Origin of the sequence: Pantoea sp. AS-PWVM4, from assembly GCF_000468095.1 — a bacterium.
Classification (GTDB): domain Bacteria; phylum Pseudomonadota; class Gammaproteobacteria; order Enterobacterales; family Enterobacteriaceae; genus Pantoea; species Pantoea phytobeneficialis.
Genome location: NZ_ASZC01000027.1, coordinates 1 through 13939, shown reverse-complemented (window position 1 = coordinate 13939; position 13939 = coordinate 1). Strand labels below are relative to the sequence as shown.

General features: G+C 55.8%; 12 protein-coding genes and 1 pseudogene. 7 read left to right on the top strand and 6 right to left on the bottom strand.

Annotation, left to right across the window (positions count from 1 at the left end):
- Positions 1 to 10 precede the first annotated feature (10 nt).
- On the top strand, positions 11 to 1090 hold the full coding sequence (mltC, locus tag L579_RS21135) for a membrane-bound lytic murein transglycosylase MltC (protein WP_021186186.1): 1080 nt from the start codon (positions 11 to 13) through the stop codon (positions 1088 to 1090).
- Between the two features lie 163 nt (positions 1091 to 1253).
- Here the strand turns inward: mltC and L579_RS21130 are convergent, their stop codons facing one another.
- The 4 genes from L579_RS21130 to L579_RS21110 all read right to left on the bottom strand — a co-directional run bounded on the left by L579_RS21130 (position 1254) and on the right by L579_RS21110 (position 6845).
- Positions 1254 to 3401 (bottom strand): ornithine decarboxylase, encoded by a 2148-nt coding sequence (locus L579_RS21130; RefSeq protein ID WP_021186185.1) that lies wholly within the window; start codon positions 3399 to 3401, stop codon positions 1254 to 1256.
- 493 nt (positions 3402 to 3894) lie between these two features.
- Positions 3895 to 5223, bottom strand: coding sequence for an NAD(P)/FAD-dependent oxidoreductase (locus tag L579_RS21120; RefSeq protein ID WP_021186183.1), 1329 nt, complete (start codon positions 5221 to 5223; stop codon positions 3895 to 3897).
- Positions 5224 to 5251: 28 nt separating this feature from the next.
- Entirely contained in the window at positions 5252 to 5956 is a 705-nt protein-coding gene (locus L579_RS21115; protein ID WP_021186182.1) for an SDR family NAD(P)-dependent oxidoreductase, read from the bottom strand.
- 88 nt (positions 5957 to 6044) lie between these two features.
- Positions 6045 to 6845, bottom strand: a complete 801-nt coding sequence (locus L579_RS21110; protein WP_021186181.1) for an IclR family transcriptional regulator — start codon at positions 6843 to 6845, stop codon at positions 6045 to 6047.
- Positions 6846 to 7036: 191 nt separating this feature from the next.
- Here L579_RS21110 and L579_RS21105 point away from each other — a divergent pair, with 191 nt between their 5' ends.
- Genes L579_RS21105 through L579_RS21085 form a run of 5 tightly spaced genes read left to right on the top strand, consistent with a single transcriptional unit; the run spans position 7037 to position 11476 of the window.
- Positions 7037 to 7861 (top strand): transporter substrate-binding domain-containing protein, encoded by an 825-nt coding sequence (locus L579_RS21105; RefSeq protein WP_021186180.1) that lies wholly within the window; start codon positions 7037 to 7039, stop codon positions 7859 to 7861.
- Positions 7862 to 7878: 17 nt separating this feature from the next.
- Positions 7879 to 8589, top strand: coding sequence for an amino acid ABC transporter permease (locus L579_RS21100; protein WP_021186179.1), 711 nt, complete (start codon positions 7879 to 7881; stop codon positions 8587 to 8589).
- Positions 8590 to 8592: 3 nt separating this feature from the next.
- The gene (locus L579_RS21095; protein WP_021186178.1) at positions 8593 to 9402 is read left to right on the top strand and encodes an amino acid ABC transporter permease; all 810 of its coding nucleotides are present in this window, start codon (positions 8593 to 8595) and stop codon (positions 9400 to 9402) included.
- The gene (locus L579_RS21090) at positions 9399 to 10148 is read left to right on the top strand and encodes an amino acid ABC transporter ATP-binding protein (protein ID WP_021186177.1); all 750 of its coding nucleotides are present in this window, start codon (positions 9399 to 9401) and stop codon (positions 10146 to 10148) included. The genes L579_RS21095 and L579_RS21090 overlap by 4 nt, the downstream gene beginning before the upstream one ends.
- Before the next feature lie 17 nt (positions 10149 to 10165).
- Positions 10166 to 11476: an NAD(P)/FAD-dependent oxidoreductase gene (locus L579_RS21085; protein ID WP_021186176.1), complete on the top strand. Its 1311-nt coding sequence runs from the start codon at positions 10166 to 10168 to the stop codon at positions 11474 to 11476.
- A 100-nt stretch (positions 11477 to 11576) separates the two neighbouring features.
- Here L579_RS21085 and L579_RS21080 read toward each other — a convergent pair whose 3' ends face one another.
- Entirely contained in the window at positions 11577 to 12506 is a 930-nt protein-coding gene (locus L579_RS21080; RefSeq protein WP_021186175.1) for an Rpn family recombination-promoting nuclease/putative transposase, read from the bottom strand.
- Between the two features lie 247 nt (positions 12507 to 12753).
- Here L579_RS21080 and L579_RS21075 point away from each other — a divergent pair, with 247 nt between their 5' ends.
- Positions 12754 to 13737: an acrylyl-CoA reductase (NADPH) gene (locus L579_RS21075; protein WP_021186174.1), complete on the top strand. Its 984-nt coding sequence runs from the start codon at positions 12754 to 12756 to the stop codon at positions 13735 to 13737.
- Positions 13738 to 13806: 69 nt separating this feature from the next.
- On the opposite strand, the pseudogene L579_RS24235 reads toward L579_RS21075, so the two are convergent.
- A pseudogene (locus tag L579_RS24235) lies at positions 13807 to 13939 on the bottom strand (IS110 family transposase); the annotation flags it as partial.

The following is a 13939-nucleotide window of genomic DNA, read 5'->3' as shown; positions in this document are numbered from 1 at the left end:
TGCATTAACAATGAATAAAAAATTGATCGCCCTGCTGGCAATCGCACCGCTTTTGGTTTCCTGCTCCGGACACAAACAAGGGCAATATCACGAAGAGTGGGTTAAGGACACCAACGGTTTCGACATTCTGATGGGGCAGTTCGCCCATAACATTGAAAATATTTGGGGAATCAATGAGGTTCTGATCGCAGGCCCCAAAGATTACGTCAAATATAGCGACAACTATTACACCCGCAGCCATATCAACTTTGATAGCGGTAGCATTACCATTGAAACCATTTCCGGCACCGATCCGATGGCGAGCCTGCGTCAGGCGATCATCACCACGCTGTTGATGGGTGATGAACCGGGTAATGTGGATCTCTATTCAGATGCCAACGATATTCAGATCAGTAAAGAGCCGATGCTGTACGGCCAGGTGCTGGACAACACCGGCCAGGCCATTCGCTGGCAGGGCCGTGCTGGTAACTTTGCTGACTACCTGATTCAGAACAAACTGCAAAAACGCACCTCTGGCTTGCATGTTATCTGGTCGGTGACCATCCCGATGGTGCCGAACCATCTCGACAAGCGTGCGCACAAGTACCTGCCAATGGTACGCAAAGCCGCAGAAGAGTATGGCGTGGATGCGTCGTTGATTCTGGCAATTATGCAGACCGAATCGAGCTTCAACCCCTATGCGGTGAGTAATTCTGATGCGCTGGGACTGATGCAGGTGGTACAACATACCGCCGGGGTTGATGTGTTCCGCATGAAGGGCAAATGGGGTAAACCCAGCCGTAGTTATCTGCTTGATCCGGAGAACAACATTGATGCCGGTACGGCCTATCTGTCGTTGTTGCAGAACACCTATCTGGGTGGAATCCAGGACCCGGTTTCACGGCGTTATGCAGTGATTACCGCTTATAATGGCGGCGCGGGCAGCGTGTTGCGGGTGTTCTCCAGCGATAAAGATCGCGCGTTTGCGATGATTAATGGTATGTCGCCGGGGCAGGTATATCAGACGCTCACCACCAACCATCCATCAGCGGAATCACGTCGTTATCTGTACAAGGTGAACAGCGCCCAGCGCAGTTATCACCGTTATTAAGTGCGGTCAGTTCCCTCACCCCAACCCTCTCCCGCAAGACGGGAGAGGGAGCAGATCGGGCAGACTTCTCCCGCTTACGGCAGAGGGCGAAGATTCAGCATATTGCACATCTCCTTCTCCCGCTTGCGGGAGAAGGCCGGGATGAGGGCAACAGCCAGCACAATCAAACCATCATATTAGCCACTAAATGCTTACGCCCGCTGTCATCCTCTTCGGTGTAAACCCCCTGCAACTCCGGTGAGAATCCCGGCAGCAGGTTAATACCTTCTTCCAGTGCGAGGAAATAGCGCTGCACCGCCCCACCCCATACTTCGCCCGGCACCACGCACAGCACGCCAGGAGGATAAGGCAACGCGCCCTCAGCGGCGATACGTCCTTCCGCTTTGGCAATCGGCACTAACTCAACGTCGCCGCGAATATATGCCTGATGCGCATCCTGCGGGTTCACCTTAACCGGCGGGAAGCAGGCTTCGCGGAACATGGCTTTTTGCAGATCTTTCACGCCATAGCTGACATACAAATCATGCATTTCCTGGCACAGACGACGCAGGGTATAGCCCTGATAACGCGCCATATTTTTGCGATACACGCTCGGGAGTACCTCCGCCAGCAGCGCATCTTCTTTAACGTGCTGCTCAAACTGCTCCAGCATCGCGACCAGATGCGCCATCTTCTCAGCGCTTTCCGCTGGCGTCAGCAGGAAAAGAATCGAGTTGAGGTCGCATTTTTCCGGCACGATGCCGTTTTCACGCAGGTAGTTCGCCAGAATGGTGGCCGGAATGCCGAACTCGGTGTATTCCCCGCTGGCGGCATCAATGCCCGGCGTGGTCAGCAACAGTTTGCAGGGGTCCACCAGATATTGCTCGCTGGCATATCCGGAAAATCCGTGCCATTTCGCGCCTGGTTCAAAGCTGAAGTAAGCCGGATCGGCGGCGATAGCCTCCGTTTCCGCTGCCTGCCACGGTTTACCGTGCACCTGCTCCGGCAGGAATGGCAGGATCATCTCACAGCGTTCCAGAATCGCTTTACGTGCATCAATGCCCAGCGTGACGCACTCGTGCCACATGCTGCGACCCGCCTCGCCCTGATGCATACGCGCGTTGATATCCAGCGCGGCGAATAACGGGTAGAACGGGCTGGTTGAGGCGTGCAGCATAAAGGCATTGTTCAGGCGCTTGTGGGGACAAAAACGTTTCTGCCCACGCAGATGGTTATCTTTCTTGTGAATTTGCGAGGTTTGCGAGAAACCGGCCAGTTGCTTATGCACCGACTGGGTGACGAAAATTCCCGGATCGTTCTCGTTCAACTCCAGCGTCAATGGTGAGCAGCCTTCCATCAGCGGGATAAATTGCTCGTAACCCAGCCAGGCCGAATCAAACAGGATGTAATCACACAGATGGCCAATGCGGTCCACCACCTGGCGTGCGTTGTACACCGTGCCGTCGTAGGTGCCGAGCTGGATAATCGCCAGACGGAACGGACGTTGCTCTTTGGCACGCTTCGGCGCGACTTTCTTTACCTGCTCGCGCAGATATGCTTCGTCAAAGCAGTGCGCATCAATACCGCCAATAAAGCCAAACGGGTTGCGCGCCGCTTCAAGATATACCGGCGTGGCACCGGCCTGAATCAACGCGCCATGATGGTTGGATTTATGGTTGTTACGGTCAAACAGCACCAGATCGCCACGCGTCAGCAGCGCGTTGGTCACCACTTTGTTGGCGCTGGAAGTGCCGTTCAACACGAAATAGGTTTTATCGGCATTGAAGACTTTGGCCGCATATTTCTGCGCGTCTTTGGCTGAGCCTTCGTGGATCAGCAAGTCGCCCAGTTTGACATCCGCGTTGCACATATCGGAACGGAAGACGTTTTCGCCATAGAATTCATAGAATTGACGACCAGCCGGATGTTTTTTGAAGAAGGCGCCGCCCTGATGCCCCGGACAGGCAAAGGTGCTGTTTTGCATATCAACATAGCGTGTCAGGGTGTCAAAGAACGGTGGCAGCAGTTCCGCTTCATAAGCTTGCGCCGCTTCTTCCAACGCGTCCCACTCTTCCGGTGCGCCGTTGATCTCGGCAACGACGCCCGGCAGTCGCAGCACCTCTTCGTCAAAGGCATTGGCAACGAACACCGGCAGATTGAAGCCGGTATGGCGCAACAGCGCCAACACGCCACTCCGCGTATCTGCCAAAGAGACGACAACAGCCGCCACGTCGGTAAAGTCAGTATTGTCCAGCGTCACCACGTCGCGCATGGTGTTCAGGCTCAGGTTTGGCGCTACAGCAGCGCTGGCAGCAATTTTCAGTGGTGTCATAACACAAATCCCCAGAGGTCAAGGATGAGTGGGTGCCAGTGGCACAGCAATGAGGAAGATTCCCCGGCGAATAACGTCAGACGGATCGGTGCAAAAAGAGATCACAGCCGCAACCGATAGACATCAGTAAAGTCAGAAAATGTCTGTCTTTACTCATGTCCAACAGTGAGCGCGTGGCTGGCCTCACCGCATGGTGAGCGAGAAATGCGAACAACAGATGACGGAGGAACGCTTGCAGCGAAGCGAACGGGAACAAGTGCAGATGCGCATTGTACCGACCATAGCGGCGTCCTCAGTGATTAAGGGGGTTGATAACTATCAGGGGCGCAATAATGTCATCTTTTTTTTGCCGGAACAACCCGCTACCCGCAATTTCCGCATAGCGATAACTTATTGATAAAAAATGTTTTTTATCAACCGATAAAATTAAAAGTGCTTAATTATCCGCACCTTATGCAAATTTATGCAAGGCGCGGATATTGATAACAAAGCATTACAACCAATGCTGCGCGCGAATCTTTTCACCATCGCTAAACCGGCTAAAGCGGAACGGCTGGGCATCCACCGACGGCGTGCTGTTCAGCACCAGATCCGCCATCAGCTGACCGGCTCCGGGCGCGATACCAAATCCGTGACCAGAAAAACCGGTCGCCAGATACAACCCGGCTACCTGATCAACCCCGGAGATCACCGGAATGGCATCCGGCATGGTATCAATCAACCCGCCCCAGCTCTGCGCCACCGGCAGATCGCGTAGCGGTGGCAGCAACTCTGCCAGGTTTTGACGCATGCGCTGTACGATCAACGGATTAATCACCGGATCGAGCACGCGCAGCACTTCATAGATCGATCGTTTATCTGCCTGACCGGGCTTCCAGCGCAGCGCTTCATCGACAAAACGCTTACCGAGACGCAACTGCAACGATTTACGTTCCACCCAAAAGGCAGGCATAAAGCGTGGGCTAAAACGTAACGAATCCAGCGTGATATCGGCGGTATTGGTGGCCGAACTGGCGACCGTCAGGCCACCATCCAGCCGTTTACGCAGCGCAACACTGCCGAAGCTGGCGCAGGCACCGGGATCGAAATCCACCGGACGGGTTCGTAGCACCGTAGACAGCACTTTCAATTGCGGCAACGTCACGCCCAGCCCTTGCAACAACAGGCGTGACCAGGCTCCCCCCGCCACCACCACTTGCTGACAACGAATGGCACCGTGCTCGGTGACCACTTCGCTCACTCGCCCATTGGTACGTTCAATGGTACGAACCGCGCAATGCTGTTGCAGATTCAGTCCCTGCTCCATCGCAGCAGCAACCATCGCCGGAGCCGCTTTCTGCGGTTCGGCGCGCCCGTCCAGCGCGGTATATAACCCACCGGGATAGCTGCCCTGTAGCTGCGGCAGATGCTGACTCAGCTGTTGCGGCGTCAGCATCTCGCTGTGAATACCGTAATGTTGCGCTTCATTGACCCAGCGCTGATGGCGCTCACGCTGCTGTTCGGTGCGTGAGGCATAAACGATGCCATTGCGACGAAAACCGGTTTCGCGGTTTACACGCACATTCATCCCCTCCCACAACTGCATGCTGAGGTTGATCAGCGGCAGCTCGCGCAGGTCACGCCCGGTACGACGACACCAGCCCCAGTTACGGCTCGACTGCTCTGCCGCCACCGTGCCCTTCTCCAACAGCACGGTTCTGACACCGCGCTGCACCAGCGACAACGCGGTCGCCACGCCGATAATCCCGCCACCAATCACCACCACATCGGCGCTCGTCGGAAAGGTTTCCGAAGAGGGAACTGCATCAACGCTGGGACCCATGATTATTTCCTCGTCAGGTAAAAGGGCATCAATAGTTATCTTCCACCGTCCAGTTCACCGGAATTTCGGCGATGCTGGTGGTGGTGGGTAATTCCAGAACCGTACGGATCAGGTGCGCCAGATCTTCCGGCTGCGTCATTTTTTCTGCGGGCACCTCGGTCAATGCCGTTCCCATATCAGTGGCGACAAAGCCGGGGCAGATGGCGGTACAGCGAATGCCATCGGCATCACCGATTTTGCGCAGCCCGTGGGCCAGCGCCAGCGCGGCATACTTGCTCATGGCATACAGGCTGGAGCGTTCGGCTTTGACGCGTTTTCCGGAAAGCGACACCAGCATTACGATGCGCCCGGCACCGCTGGCCTGCAAATGGGGCCATGTCAGACGGCTCAACCGCATCGGTGATTTCACGTTAACGTCAAAGGTACGATCGAACTCGTCGTCAGTGGCTTCCAGGATCGACAGCGGCAGCATCATGCCGGCGTTATGTACCACCGCATCAATGCGACCGAACTTCGCGAGGGTGGCATCGACCCACGCCTGTTCCGTGGCGGCATCAAACGCATCAAAACGACATACCAACTGATTTTCGCTATCGCTAACCAGCACATCCTCTGGTGACCGGCAGCCCAGGCTCACCGCCCAACCGTTTGCCAGCAGATTGGCGGCAATCGCCGCCCCGATACCGCGACTGGCACCGCTGATTAACGCGACTTTACGTGTTGATTTGCTCATGGTTCTCCCCGGTAAATTTTTTTGCGCGATAAATCGCGCCGCAACCAAACGTGCAGAATTTTGTAGCGGCGCGATTTGTCGCGCGTGTTTACAACGATGCCCGCAACCGCGTATCCAGCGGGCTGATCAGTGGCGCAATCGCCGCCACTTCCTCTTTCAACAACGCCACATAACGCTGCTGCACCTCGGGGTTCAGACGGGGTGAGAGGAAGGTCAACCCCAGCGATCCCACCACGCCTGCGCCGGACACCATGATCGGCACGGCGATCCCGGCGATCCCCGGAATTAACTCCCCCGGATCGATAGCGAAACCCTGCTGCCGCGTCTGCTCCAGCTTGAGCTGCAAGGTTTGCTCCGTAAGTTGCGGCCAGCTATCAAGCCGTGCCCGGTTACGCGCCAGAATCGCCTGCCGCTGCTCCTCCTCCAGAAACGCCAGGATCGCCAGACTGCCAGGCCCAAGGCCCAACGGCACCGCACCGCCCACCGAACCGGTCAGCGTCTGCATCTGGTATTCGCTGTCGTAACGGTCAATGCACACCGAATCATCACGGTCGCGCGCCATCAGCATCGCCGTCTCACCGGTCTGCTGCCGTAACCGCTCCAGCGCAGGCTGGAACTGGCGACGCAGGCCAGGCCCGCGCGCCGCTTTGGCACCGAACACCAGTAACTTGGTGCCCAGCCGATAACATTTGTCACTCTGCACCTTCTGCAACAACTGATGTTCCACCAGCGAATTGAGAATGCGGTGGCAGGTGACTTTATTCAGACCCGAAAGCTCGCACAGCGCTTTTAACGTCGCCCCTTCACTGCCCGCATCGGCGACCAGATCGAGCAACATCACCGCACGATCCAGCAGTTGTACCCCATTTTTCCCCGAATTTTCGCTCATCGGCCTCACCGCTAAAGTTCCACATTGTGAAACTTTAAATCATAAGATTTCAATATATGGTTTTTTGTTGACTAATTTTCTAGCAGATTTCATATTCGGTTGACAAGTGAGCAACGCGTTTCAACAAAAAAAGTCGCTCACAGAACAAAATTTACAACACCTGCAGATTCACCCCGACAGAGGAAATATCTATGAAAAACCATCGCATGCGTATTCTGGCTGCCTCGATGTTGCTGTTGGCTGCCCCGGTAATCACCCACGCGGACACCCTGTCCGACATCAAGGCCCGCGGCGTGTTAACGGTCGGGGTGAAGAATGACTACCCGCCTTACGGCTACATGGACAACAACGGCAACACCGTCGGTTTCGAGATCAGCCTGGCGCGCTATATCGCCAACGAACTGCTCGGCTCACCAGACAAAATCAAACTGGTGCCGGTAAACGCCTCCAACCGAATGCAATTCCTCAACTCCGGGCAGATCGACATCATCATGGCAACCCTCGGCGTCACGCCGGATCGTGCCAAACAGATCGATTTTACCGATGAATACGTCTCCGCCGCTGGCCCGTCGATCCTGGCGCGCAAAGAGGTGAAATTTACCCAGTGGGAGCAGTTAAAAGGCCAGAAAATCTGCGGTATCCAGGGGTCTTACTTCAATAAAACCGTGACCGAAAAATATGGCCTGCAACTGGTGAACTTCACTGCGCTGCCGGAAGCCTATCGCGCGTTGCAGGACAATCGCTGTGTGGCGATGGTGTTTGATGACATGTCGCTGCAAAACAAGCTGAAAGAACCGGGCTGGAGCGACTACAAAATCGCGGTGAAACCCTATGAATACCTGCCGATGGCCGGTGGCCTGCGTAAAGGTGACGATGCCTTCCGCGCCGCCGTCGATAAAGCGATTGTTAAAGCAGAAGGCGAAGACAAGCTGATTGGCTGGGAAAAAGAGTTTGATATGCCACCGTCGCCGTATATCGCCAAACGTGCGGAAGCGGCGCGCGCTGCGGCCAAATAAGCCGTCAGGAGCGAAATATGTTCGGACTCGATTTCTCCTGGCTGCTCGACCCCACGTATCAGCAATGGCTGCTTCAGGGCGTGCTGCAAACGCTGGAACTGGCGGCGCTCTCATCAGCGTTCGCCATTGTTATCGGCCTGTTGGGTGCCTTCTGCCTGACGTTCCGTCTCGCGTGGCTGGATGCCAGTATCGAGCTGTTCGTCGAGCTGTTTCGCAACACGCCGCCACTGCTGCAAATGTTGTTCTTCTATTTCACGCTAACGCAGATTGGTTTCACCACGGAGGACCCGGTGACCGGCTTACAGGTGCCGCTGATTAGCGCCTTTATGTCAGCCACCGTGTCGCTCAGCCTGTTCGGTGGCGCGTTGTGCATCGAAGCCTTTCGGTCCGGCTTCGATGCAGTGCCGAAGGCCACGCTGGAAGCGGCGCGCTCGCTGGGTTACACGCGCTGGGGATTGTTCCGTCATGTGCAGGTACCGATTGCCTCCCGCATCTGCCTGCCACCGCTCACCAACGTGCTGACCAACCTGTTCAAAACCACCTCGCAGGCATCGGTGATCACCGTCCCGGAGCTGATGTATGCCGCCGGGCAAATCTACAACGATACCTTCCGCACGCTGGAAGTGATGCTGCTGATCCTGGTGATCTACGTGGTACTGGTTAGCCTGGTGGTGTGGTTGATTGGCTGGGTGCAGCGCGCCCTCGCCTATCCTGGTTATGGAGCCTGATCCATGAGCGATGTTCTGTACCTGAAACGTAAAAAGCAGACGCGTCACGCCTTTCTGTTTATTGGTCTGTTGATCCTGCTGTTCAGCATGGTGACCGATCGTGGCGGTGAGTGGCGTCAGGTGTGGGAAAAACTGCCGCTGCTGCTGACCGGTTCTATGCACGGTTGGCCGCTCAACGGCGGTTTTATCCTCAACATCTTTATCGGCATTGCCAGCATGGCGATTGCGACGGTGCTCGGACTGTTTCTCGGTTTGATGATGCTGGCGAAACGCCGCTGGTTAAGCATTCCGGCACGCGCCGTGATGAACTTCCTGCGCAACGCCCCGTGGCTGGTGCTGCTGTTTTCGATGTTGTATCTGCTGCCATACCGCGTTGAATGGCTGGGCTTCCAGTTTACGCTGTCGCCGCTGTTTAAAGCGATTGTTGGCCTGAGCCTGCCCACTGCCGCCAACTTCGCCGAAGTGATTCGCGGTGCGGTGAACTCGGTGCATAGCGGTCAGTGGGAATCAGCACGTTCGCTTGGCTACAGTCAGTGGCAAATCTATCGCATCGTGATCCTGCCGCAGGCGCTGCGCCGCATCATTCCTGGCTGGATGAATCTGTATGCGCTGCTGGCCATCTCCACCGCGCTGGCAACCGTGACCGGCGTACAGGAGGTGGTGACGTTGCTGCGCACCACGCTGGCAACTGAAAGTGAAGGCTCGCTGGTCTACTTCTACGTCACCGTGCTGCTGATGTTCTTCTGTTATTGCTACCCGATTGCCCTGCTGGCACGTCGGCTGGAAAACCAAACCAAAGGGGATGCCATATGATCGCTCGCACTCCGTCCCTGATCGAGCTGGACAATATTCACAAATCTTTCGGTAACACCGAGGTGTTGAAAGGCATTTCGCTGGAGGTCACCAAAGGCGAAGCGGTATGCATCATCGGGCCTTCCGGCTCAGGGAAATCCACCATTTTACGTTGTATCAATGGCCTGCTGCCGATCGACGACGGCTTTATCCGTGTTGGTGAGCACCGCGTGCATGAGATTGAAAGCGAAAAAGCGATGCGCCCGCTGCGCCACCAGGTGGCAATGGTGTTCCAGCAATACAACCTGTTCCCGCATCGAACCGTGCTCGACAACGTGATGATGGCACCGATGCAGGTACTGAAACATCAACGTGAAGTGGTACACGAGCGCGCGCTACGCCTGCTGAAAAAAGTGCGGCTGGAAGGAAAAGAGGGACGCTATCCGGGCGAACTCTCCGGCGGCCAGCAGCAGCGCGTCGCCATTGCCCGCGCGCTGGCAATGCAGCCAGAAATCATCCTGTTTGATGAAGTCACCGCCGCGCTGGACCCGGAAACGGTGAAAGAGGTGTTGAACACCATTCGTGAGTTGGTGGATGACGGCCTGACCTGTCTGCTGGTGACACATGAAATGCGTTTTGCGCGCGAGGTATCGCACCGGGTGTGCTTCACCGACAAAGGCAAAATTGTGGAGATGGCGCCCCCGGCGCAGCTCTTTGACGATCCGCAGGATGCGCGCACGCGCGAGTTCCTCGGCCAGGTGTTGTAACGGAGTTGAGAGACATCATGTCTGATCAGGCAATTTTTACTGAAGATTTCAAAACCACCCCGTACTGGTGGGAAGCCGCACCGCCGGAAACCTGTCGCGATCCGCTCCCGGCGGAAACCGAGATCGCGATCGTGGGCTCCGGTTTTGCCGGGCTGAATGCCGCGATCGAGCTGGCTCGTCATGGCAAAAAAGTCGTGGTACTGGAGGCTAACGAGCTGGGCAGTGGCGGCAGCACCCGTACCGGTGGGATGATCAGCAGCGGGCAGAAACTGGTGGTGGGTGGCGCAATCAAAGGCATCCCACCGGAGCTGTTCCAGCGCATGATCGCCGACTCGATCGCCTCCTTTGCCTTTATTCAGGATCTGGTGCGCGAGGAGCAACTGGACGCGGATCTGTTTATCGGTGGCCGCTATTTTGGCGCGCACACGCAAAAGCAGCTGGCCGGTTTGTATCAGATGGGCGATATCCTGCATCGCGTTACCGGTGTCACGGTGCATAAGATCGATCGCGCAACTCAGGCACCAATCATCGGTTCCGATTTTTATCACGGCGGCATTCTGGTGGACGAGTACGGTGGCGTACATCCGGGTAAATACAACCGGGCATTACGCGATTTGGCGCGTAAACTGGGCGCGCAACTGTTTTCCCATGCCCGCGTGACTGGCGTGGAAACCGAGGGTGGTAGCAAAGTGATTTACACCGAGCGTGGCACGCTGCGCGCACGTCAGGTGATTTATCTGACCAACGGTTACACCGACGCCCAGGCATCGCCGAATCTGGCAAAACGTATTGTGCCGGTGAAGAGTTATCAGATCGCCACCGAGCCGCTGCCACCTGAGTTGATGGCGAAGTTGATCCCCGGCGGCCGCATGATCACCGACAGCCGTCGCGATCTGATCTACACCCGCCCATCGCCGGACGGTACGCGTCTGTTGTTTGGATCGCGTCCCGGCATTATGGATTGCGACGATAAAACCGCGGCGATCCGTATTCGCCAACGTATGCTGGCGATCTGGCCGGAACTGGCACCGTATCGCATCAGTAATGCCTGGAGCGGATATGTAGGGATGACGTGGGATAAAACCGCTTATGCCGGTGAAATGGATAACGCGCGTTTTGCCGTTGGCTGTAACGGTAACGGCGTCGCGCTGATGAGCTGGCTCGGTTATCGTGCCGCCCAAAAGCTGCTCGGCACCGAGCCGCGCCCGCTGTCGTTTGAGCGCAACACCTTTAAACCGATCCCGCTGTATGGTGGCAAACCGTGGTTTTTACCGCTGGTGACCGGCTGGTATCGTTTCCGCGATGCGGTGGATAAGGCGCGGGATTGAGGCCTCCCCCCCCGTAGCGGCGCGATTTATCGTGCAGTTTTTTCCGACACCGCGCACGGAACTGCGCGATTAATCGCGCCGCTACCGTTAAGTCCGTGATTCAGGCACGCAGTTGTTGTAACTCGTCTTCACTGATGCCTGTCACCTCGATAATGGTTTCCAGGTCCATCTTTTTGGCCAGCATGCGGCGTGCCATTTCTTGCGTTAATCTCTGGCGCTCTTCTTGCTGTCCTTCCTGTCGTCCTTCCTGTCGTCCTTCCTGTCGTCCTTCCAGACGAGACTCCAGACGCCATTGTTGTTCAACCGTCATAATCTGTTCCTTTAGTTGAGGTTTGGTTTGCATCAATATCTCAACGAGTTTTTCCCGGTCATCCGTATCCCCATGCTGCAAAAGATATAAGATCACGTCGACAGAGAGATCATCATTGTAATCCACCGATAGTAACGTTGCCATCGGGTCAATATTTTCCAGCATGTCGCGCAGTCGTATGATTTTATGTGCCATCTCCAATCGGGCCACCGCGCGGTGCGTCATGATCTCCTCATCCGGGATTACCGTGACGTCAATCAGCGGGAAGGGATGGCAAAAAATCTGCTTAGCCAGCTCCTGATTGCGAAATGACGCCAGCCAGTTCATTGAATATGGATAGGGGCTGGTTTTTCCCTGATAAAACAACATCGGTACAACAATCGGCAATTCAGCATGCCCCTCATCAAGATGGCGTTGCATGGCGGCAATGGCATAGCGCATCATGCGTAGGGTCATATTTTTATCTGGGGAGCTTTGGTGCTCAATCAAGGCATAAATATACCCTTCACCACAGTCAGTCTTCATCGAAAGCAGCACATCGGAATATAACGCGCGTAGATCCCTTTCGATAAAGGTAGTGGTAACCAGTTGCAAAGTGTCCAGATCGCAGTGCTGACGTATGGTTAACGGAAGATGGATTTCCAGGAACTGCCTGGCGATCGGCGGGTGGCTAAGAAACCTTTTGAACAGTGCATCATGCGGGGCCGGGATAACACTCATAAACGTAACACCTGCCAGTCCGATATAAAGTGCACGGACATTAACAACGGGTATAACCCACTGAAATACACCAGGTAAAATTATCACAGCGATTTAAGAGTTTCAGAGCGCCTTCAGGAAATATTCAGGAATGTCATCGATGTTTCGCAGGGTAGCAACGAATGAAGTGCAGTTGATTTGGCTCACTAGAAGCATCCTGATTTGAGGAGTACCATGACCCCACTTTCCTCAACCAGCCGGAGGCTGCATGTTTAAGGCACTGGTCATTGATAATGACGAACAGGGATACCGCACTACCCTGAAAGATCTGGAAGAAAAACAACTACCGGATCAGGATGTCACCCTCGAAGTTAGCTACTCCACCCTAAACTACAAAGACGCCCTCGCTATCTGCAATAAAGGTCCAATCGTACGCCAGTTCCCGATGGTACCGGGCATCGATTTTGTTGGTCGGGTGATCAACAGTCGCCACCCGCAATGGCAGCAGGATGATGTCGCACTGCTGACCGGCTGGGGCGTCGGCGAGAAATATTGGGGTGGCCTGGCGCAGAAAGCCAGCGTCTCCGGTGACTGGCTGGTCAAAGTCCCCACCGCACTCAGCCCGCTGCAAACTATGGCAATCGGCACCGCCGGGTTTACCGCGATGCTGTGCGTAATGGCGCTGGAAAAACAAGGAATTACCCCTCAGCACGGTCCGGTGCTGGTCACTGGCGCCAGCGGTGGCGTCGGCAGTTTTGCCGTCAGCCTGCTGGCGCGTCTCGGTTATGAAGTAGTGGCCTCCAGCGGGCGAGCCAGCGATAGCGACTATTTGATCACCACCCTCGGTGCAGCGTCGGTCATTGATCGTAATGAACTCAGTCAACCCGGCAAACCGCTGGCGAAAGAGCGCTGGGCCGCCGCTATCGATAGCGTCGGCAGTCATACGCTCAGTAACGTGCTGGCGGGCATCAAACGTGATGGCGTGGTCGCTGCCTGCGGTATGGCGCAAGGTCTGGATCTGCCTACCAGCGTCGCTCCCTTTATTCTGCGCGGCGTGATTCTGGCGGGCGTAGATAGCGTAATGTGCCCACTGCCGCTGCGCCAGCAGGCGTGGCAACGTCTGGCAGATTTGGTTGATGGGGAGCAACTACAAAAACTCACCCGCGTGATCCCGCTGAGTGCGGCGCGTGAAGGAGCAGAACAGCTGCTGGCGGGTGAAGTGCGTGGACGTCTGATCGTCGATTGTCGGTAGGATGAGAAAAACCGCGCGATAAATCGCGCCGCTACAAACCGCACCCAATCGTAGCTACCGTCTTGAACGTCAAGCGGTAGCTGCGTAATTTTCATCCCACTTCATCCGCGTTTTCAGCACCCCGAAGCACTGATGAACCAGCTTGCGCATCACCGCTCCAAGCGCAGCCTTGCTGGCTTTGCCCTTCGCGATTAGCCTCTGG

What these genes read in the sequence shown, in the direction of transcription:
- mltC (WP_021186186.1), top strand. Translation starts at nt 11, where the DNA reads ATGAATAAAAAATTGATCGCCCTGCTGGCAATCGCACCGCTTTTGGTT.
- L579_RS21130 (WP_021186185.1), bottom strand. Translation starts at nt 3,401, where the DNA reads ATGACACCACTGAAAATTGCTGCCAGCGCTGCTGTAGCGCCAAACCTG.
- L579_RS21120 (WP_021186183.1), bottom strand. Translation starts at nt 5,223, where the DNA reads ATGGGTCCCAGCGTTGATGCAGTTCCCTCTTCGGAAACCTTTCCGACG.
- L579_RS21115 (WP_021186182.1), bottom strand. Translation starts at nt 5,956, where the DNA reads ATGAGCAAATCAACACGTAAAGTCGCGTTAATCAGCGGTGCCAGTCGC.
- L579_RS21110 (WP_021186181.1), bottom strand. Translation starts at nt 6,845, where the DNA reads ATGAGCGAAAATTCGGGGAAAAATGGGGTACAACTGCTGGATCGTGCG.
- L579_RS21105 (WP_021186180.1), top strand. Translation starts at nt 7,037, where the DNA reads ATGAAAAACCATCGCATGCGTATTCTGGCTGCCTCGATGTTGCTGTTG.
- L579_RS21100 (WP_021186179.1), top strand. Translation starts at nt 7,879, where the DNA reads ATGTTCGGACTCGATTTCTCCTGGCTGCTCGACCCCACGTATCAGCAA.
- L579_RS21095 (WP_021186178.1), top strand. Translation starts at nt 8,593, where the DNA reads ATGAGCGATGTTCTGTACCTGAAACGTAAAAAGCAGACGCGTCACGCC.
- L579_RS21090 (WP_021186177.1), top strand. Translation starts at nt 9,399, where the DNA reads ATGATCGCTCGCACTCCGTCCCTGATCGAGCTGGACAATATTCACAAA.
- L579_RS21085 (WP_021186176.1), top strand. Translation starts at nt 10,166, where the DNA reads ATGTCTGATCAGGCAATTTTTACTGAAGATTTCAAAACCACCCCGTAC.
- L579_RS21080 (WP_021186175.1), bottom strand. Translation starts at nt 12,506, where the DNA reads ATGAGTGTTATCCCGGCCCCGCATGATGCACTGTTCAAAAGGTTTCTT.
- L579_RS21075 (WP_021186174.1), top strand. Translation starts at nt 12,754, where the DNA reads ATGTTTAAGGCACTGGTCATTGATAATGACGAACAGGGATACCGCACT.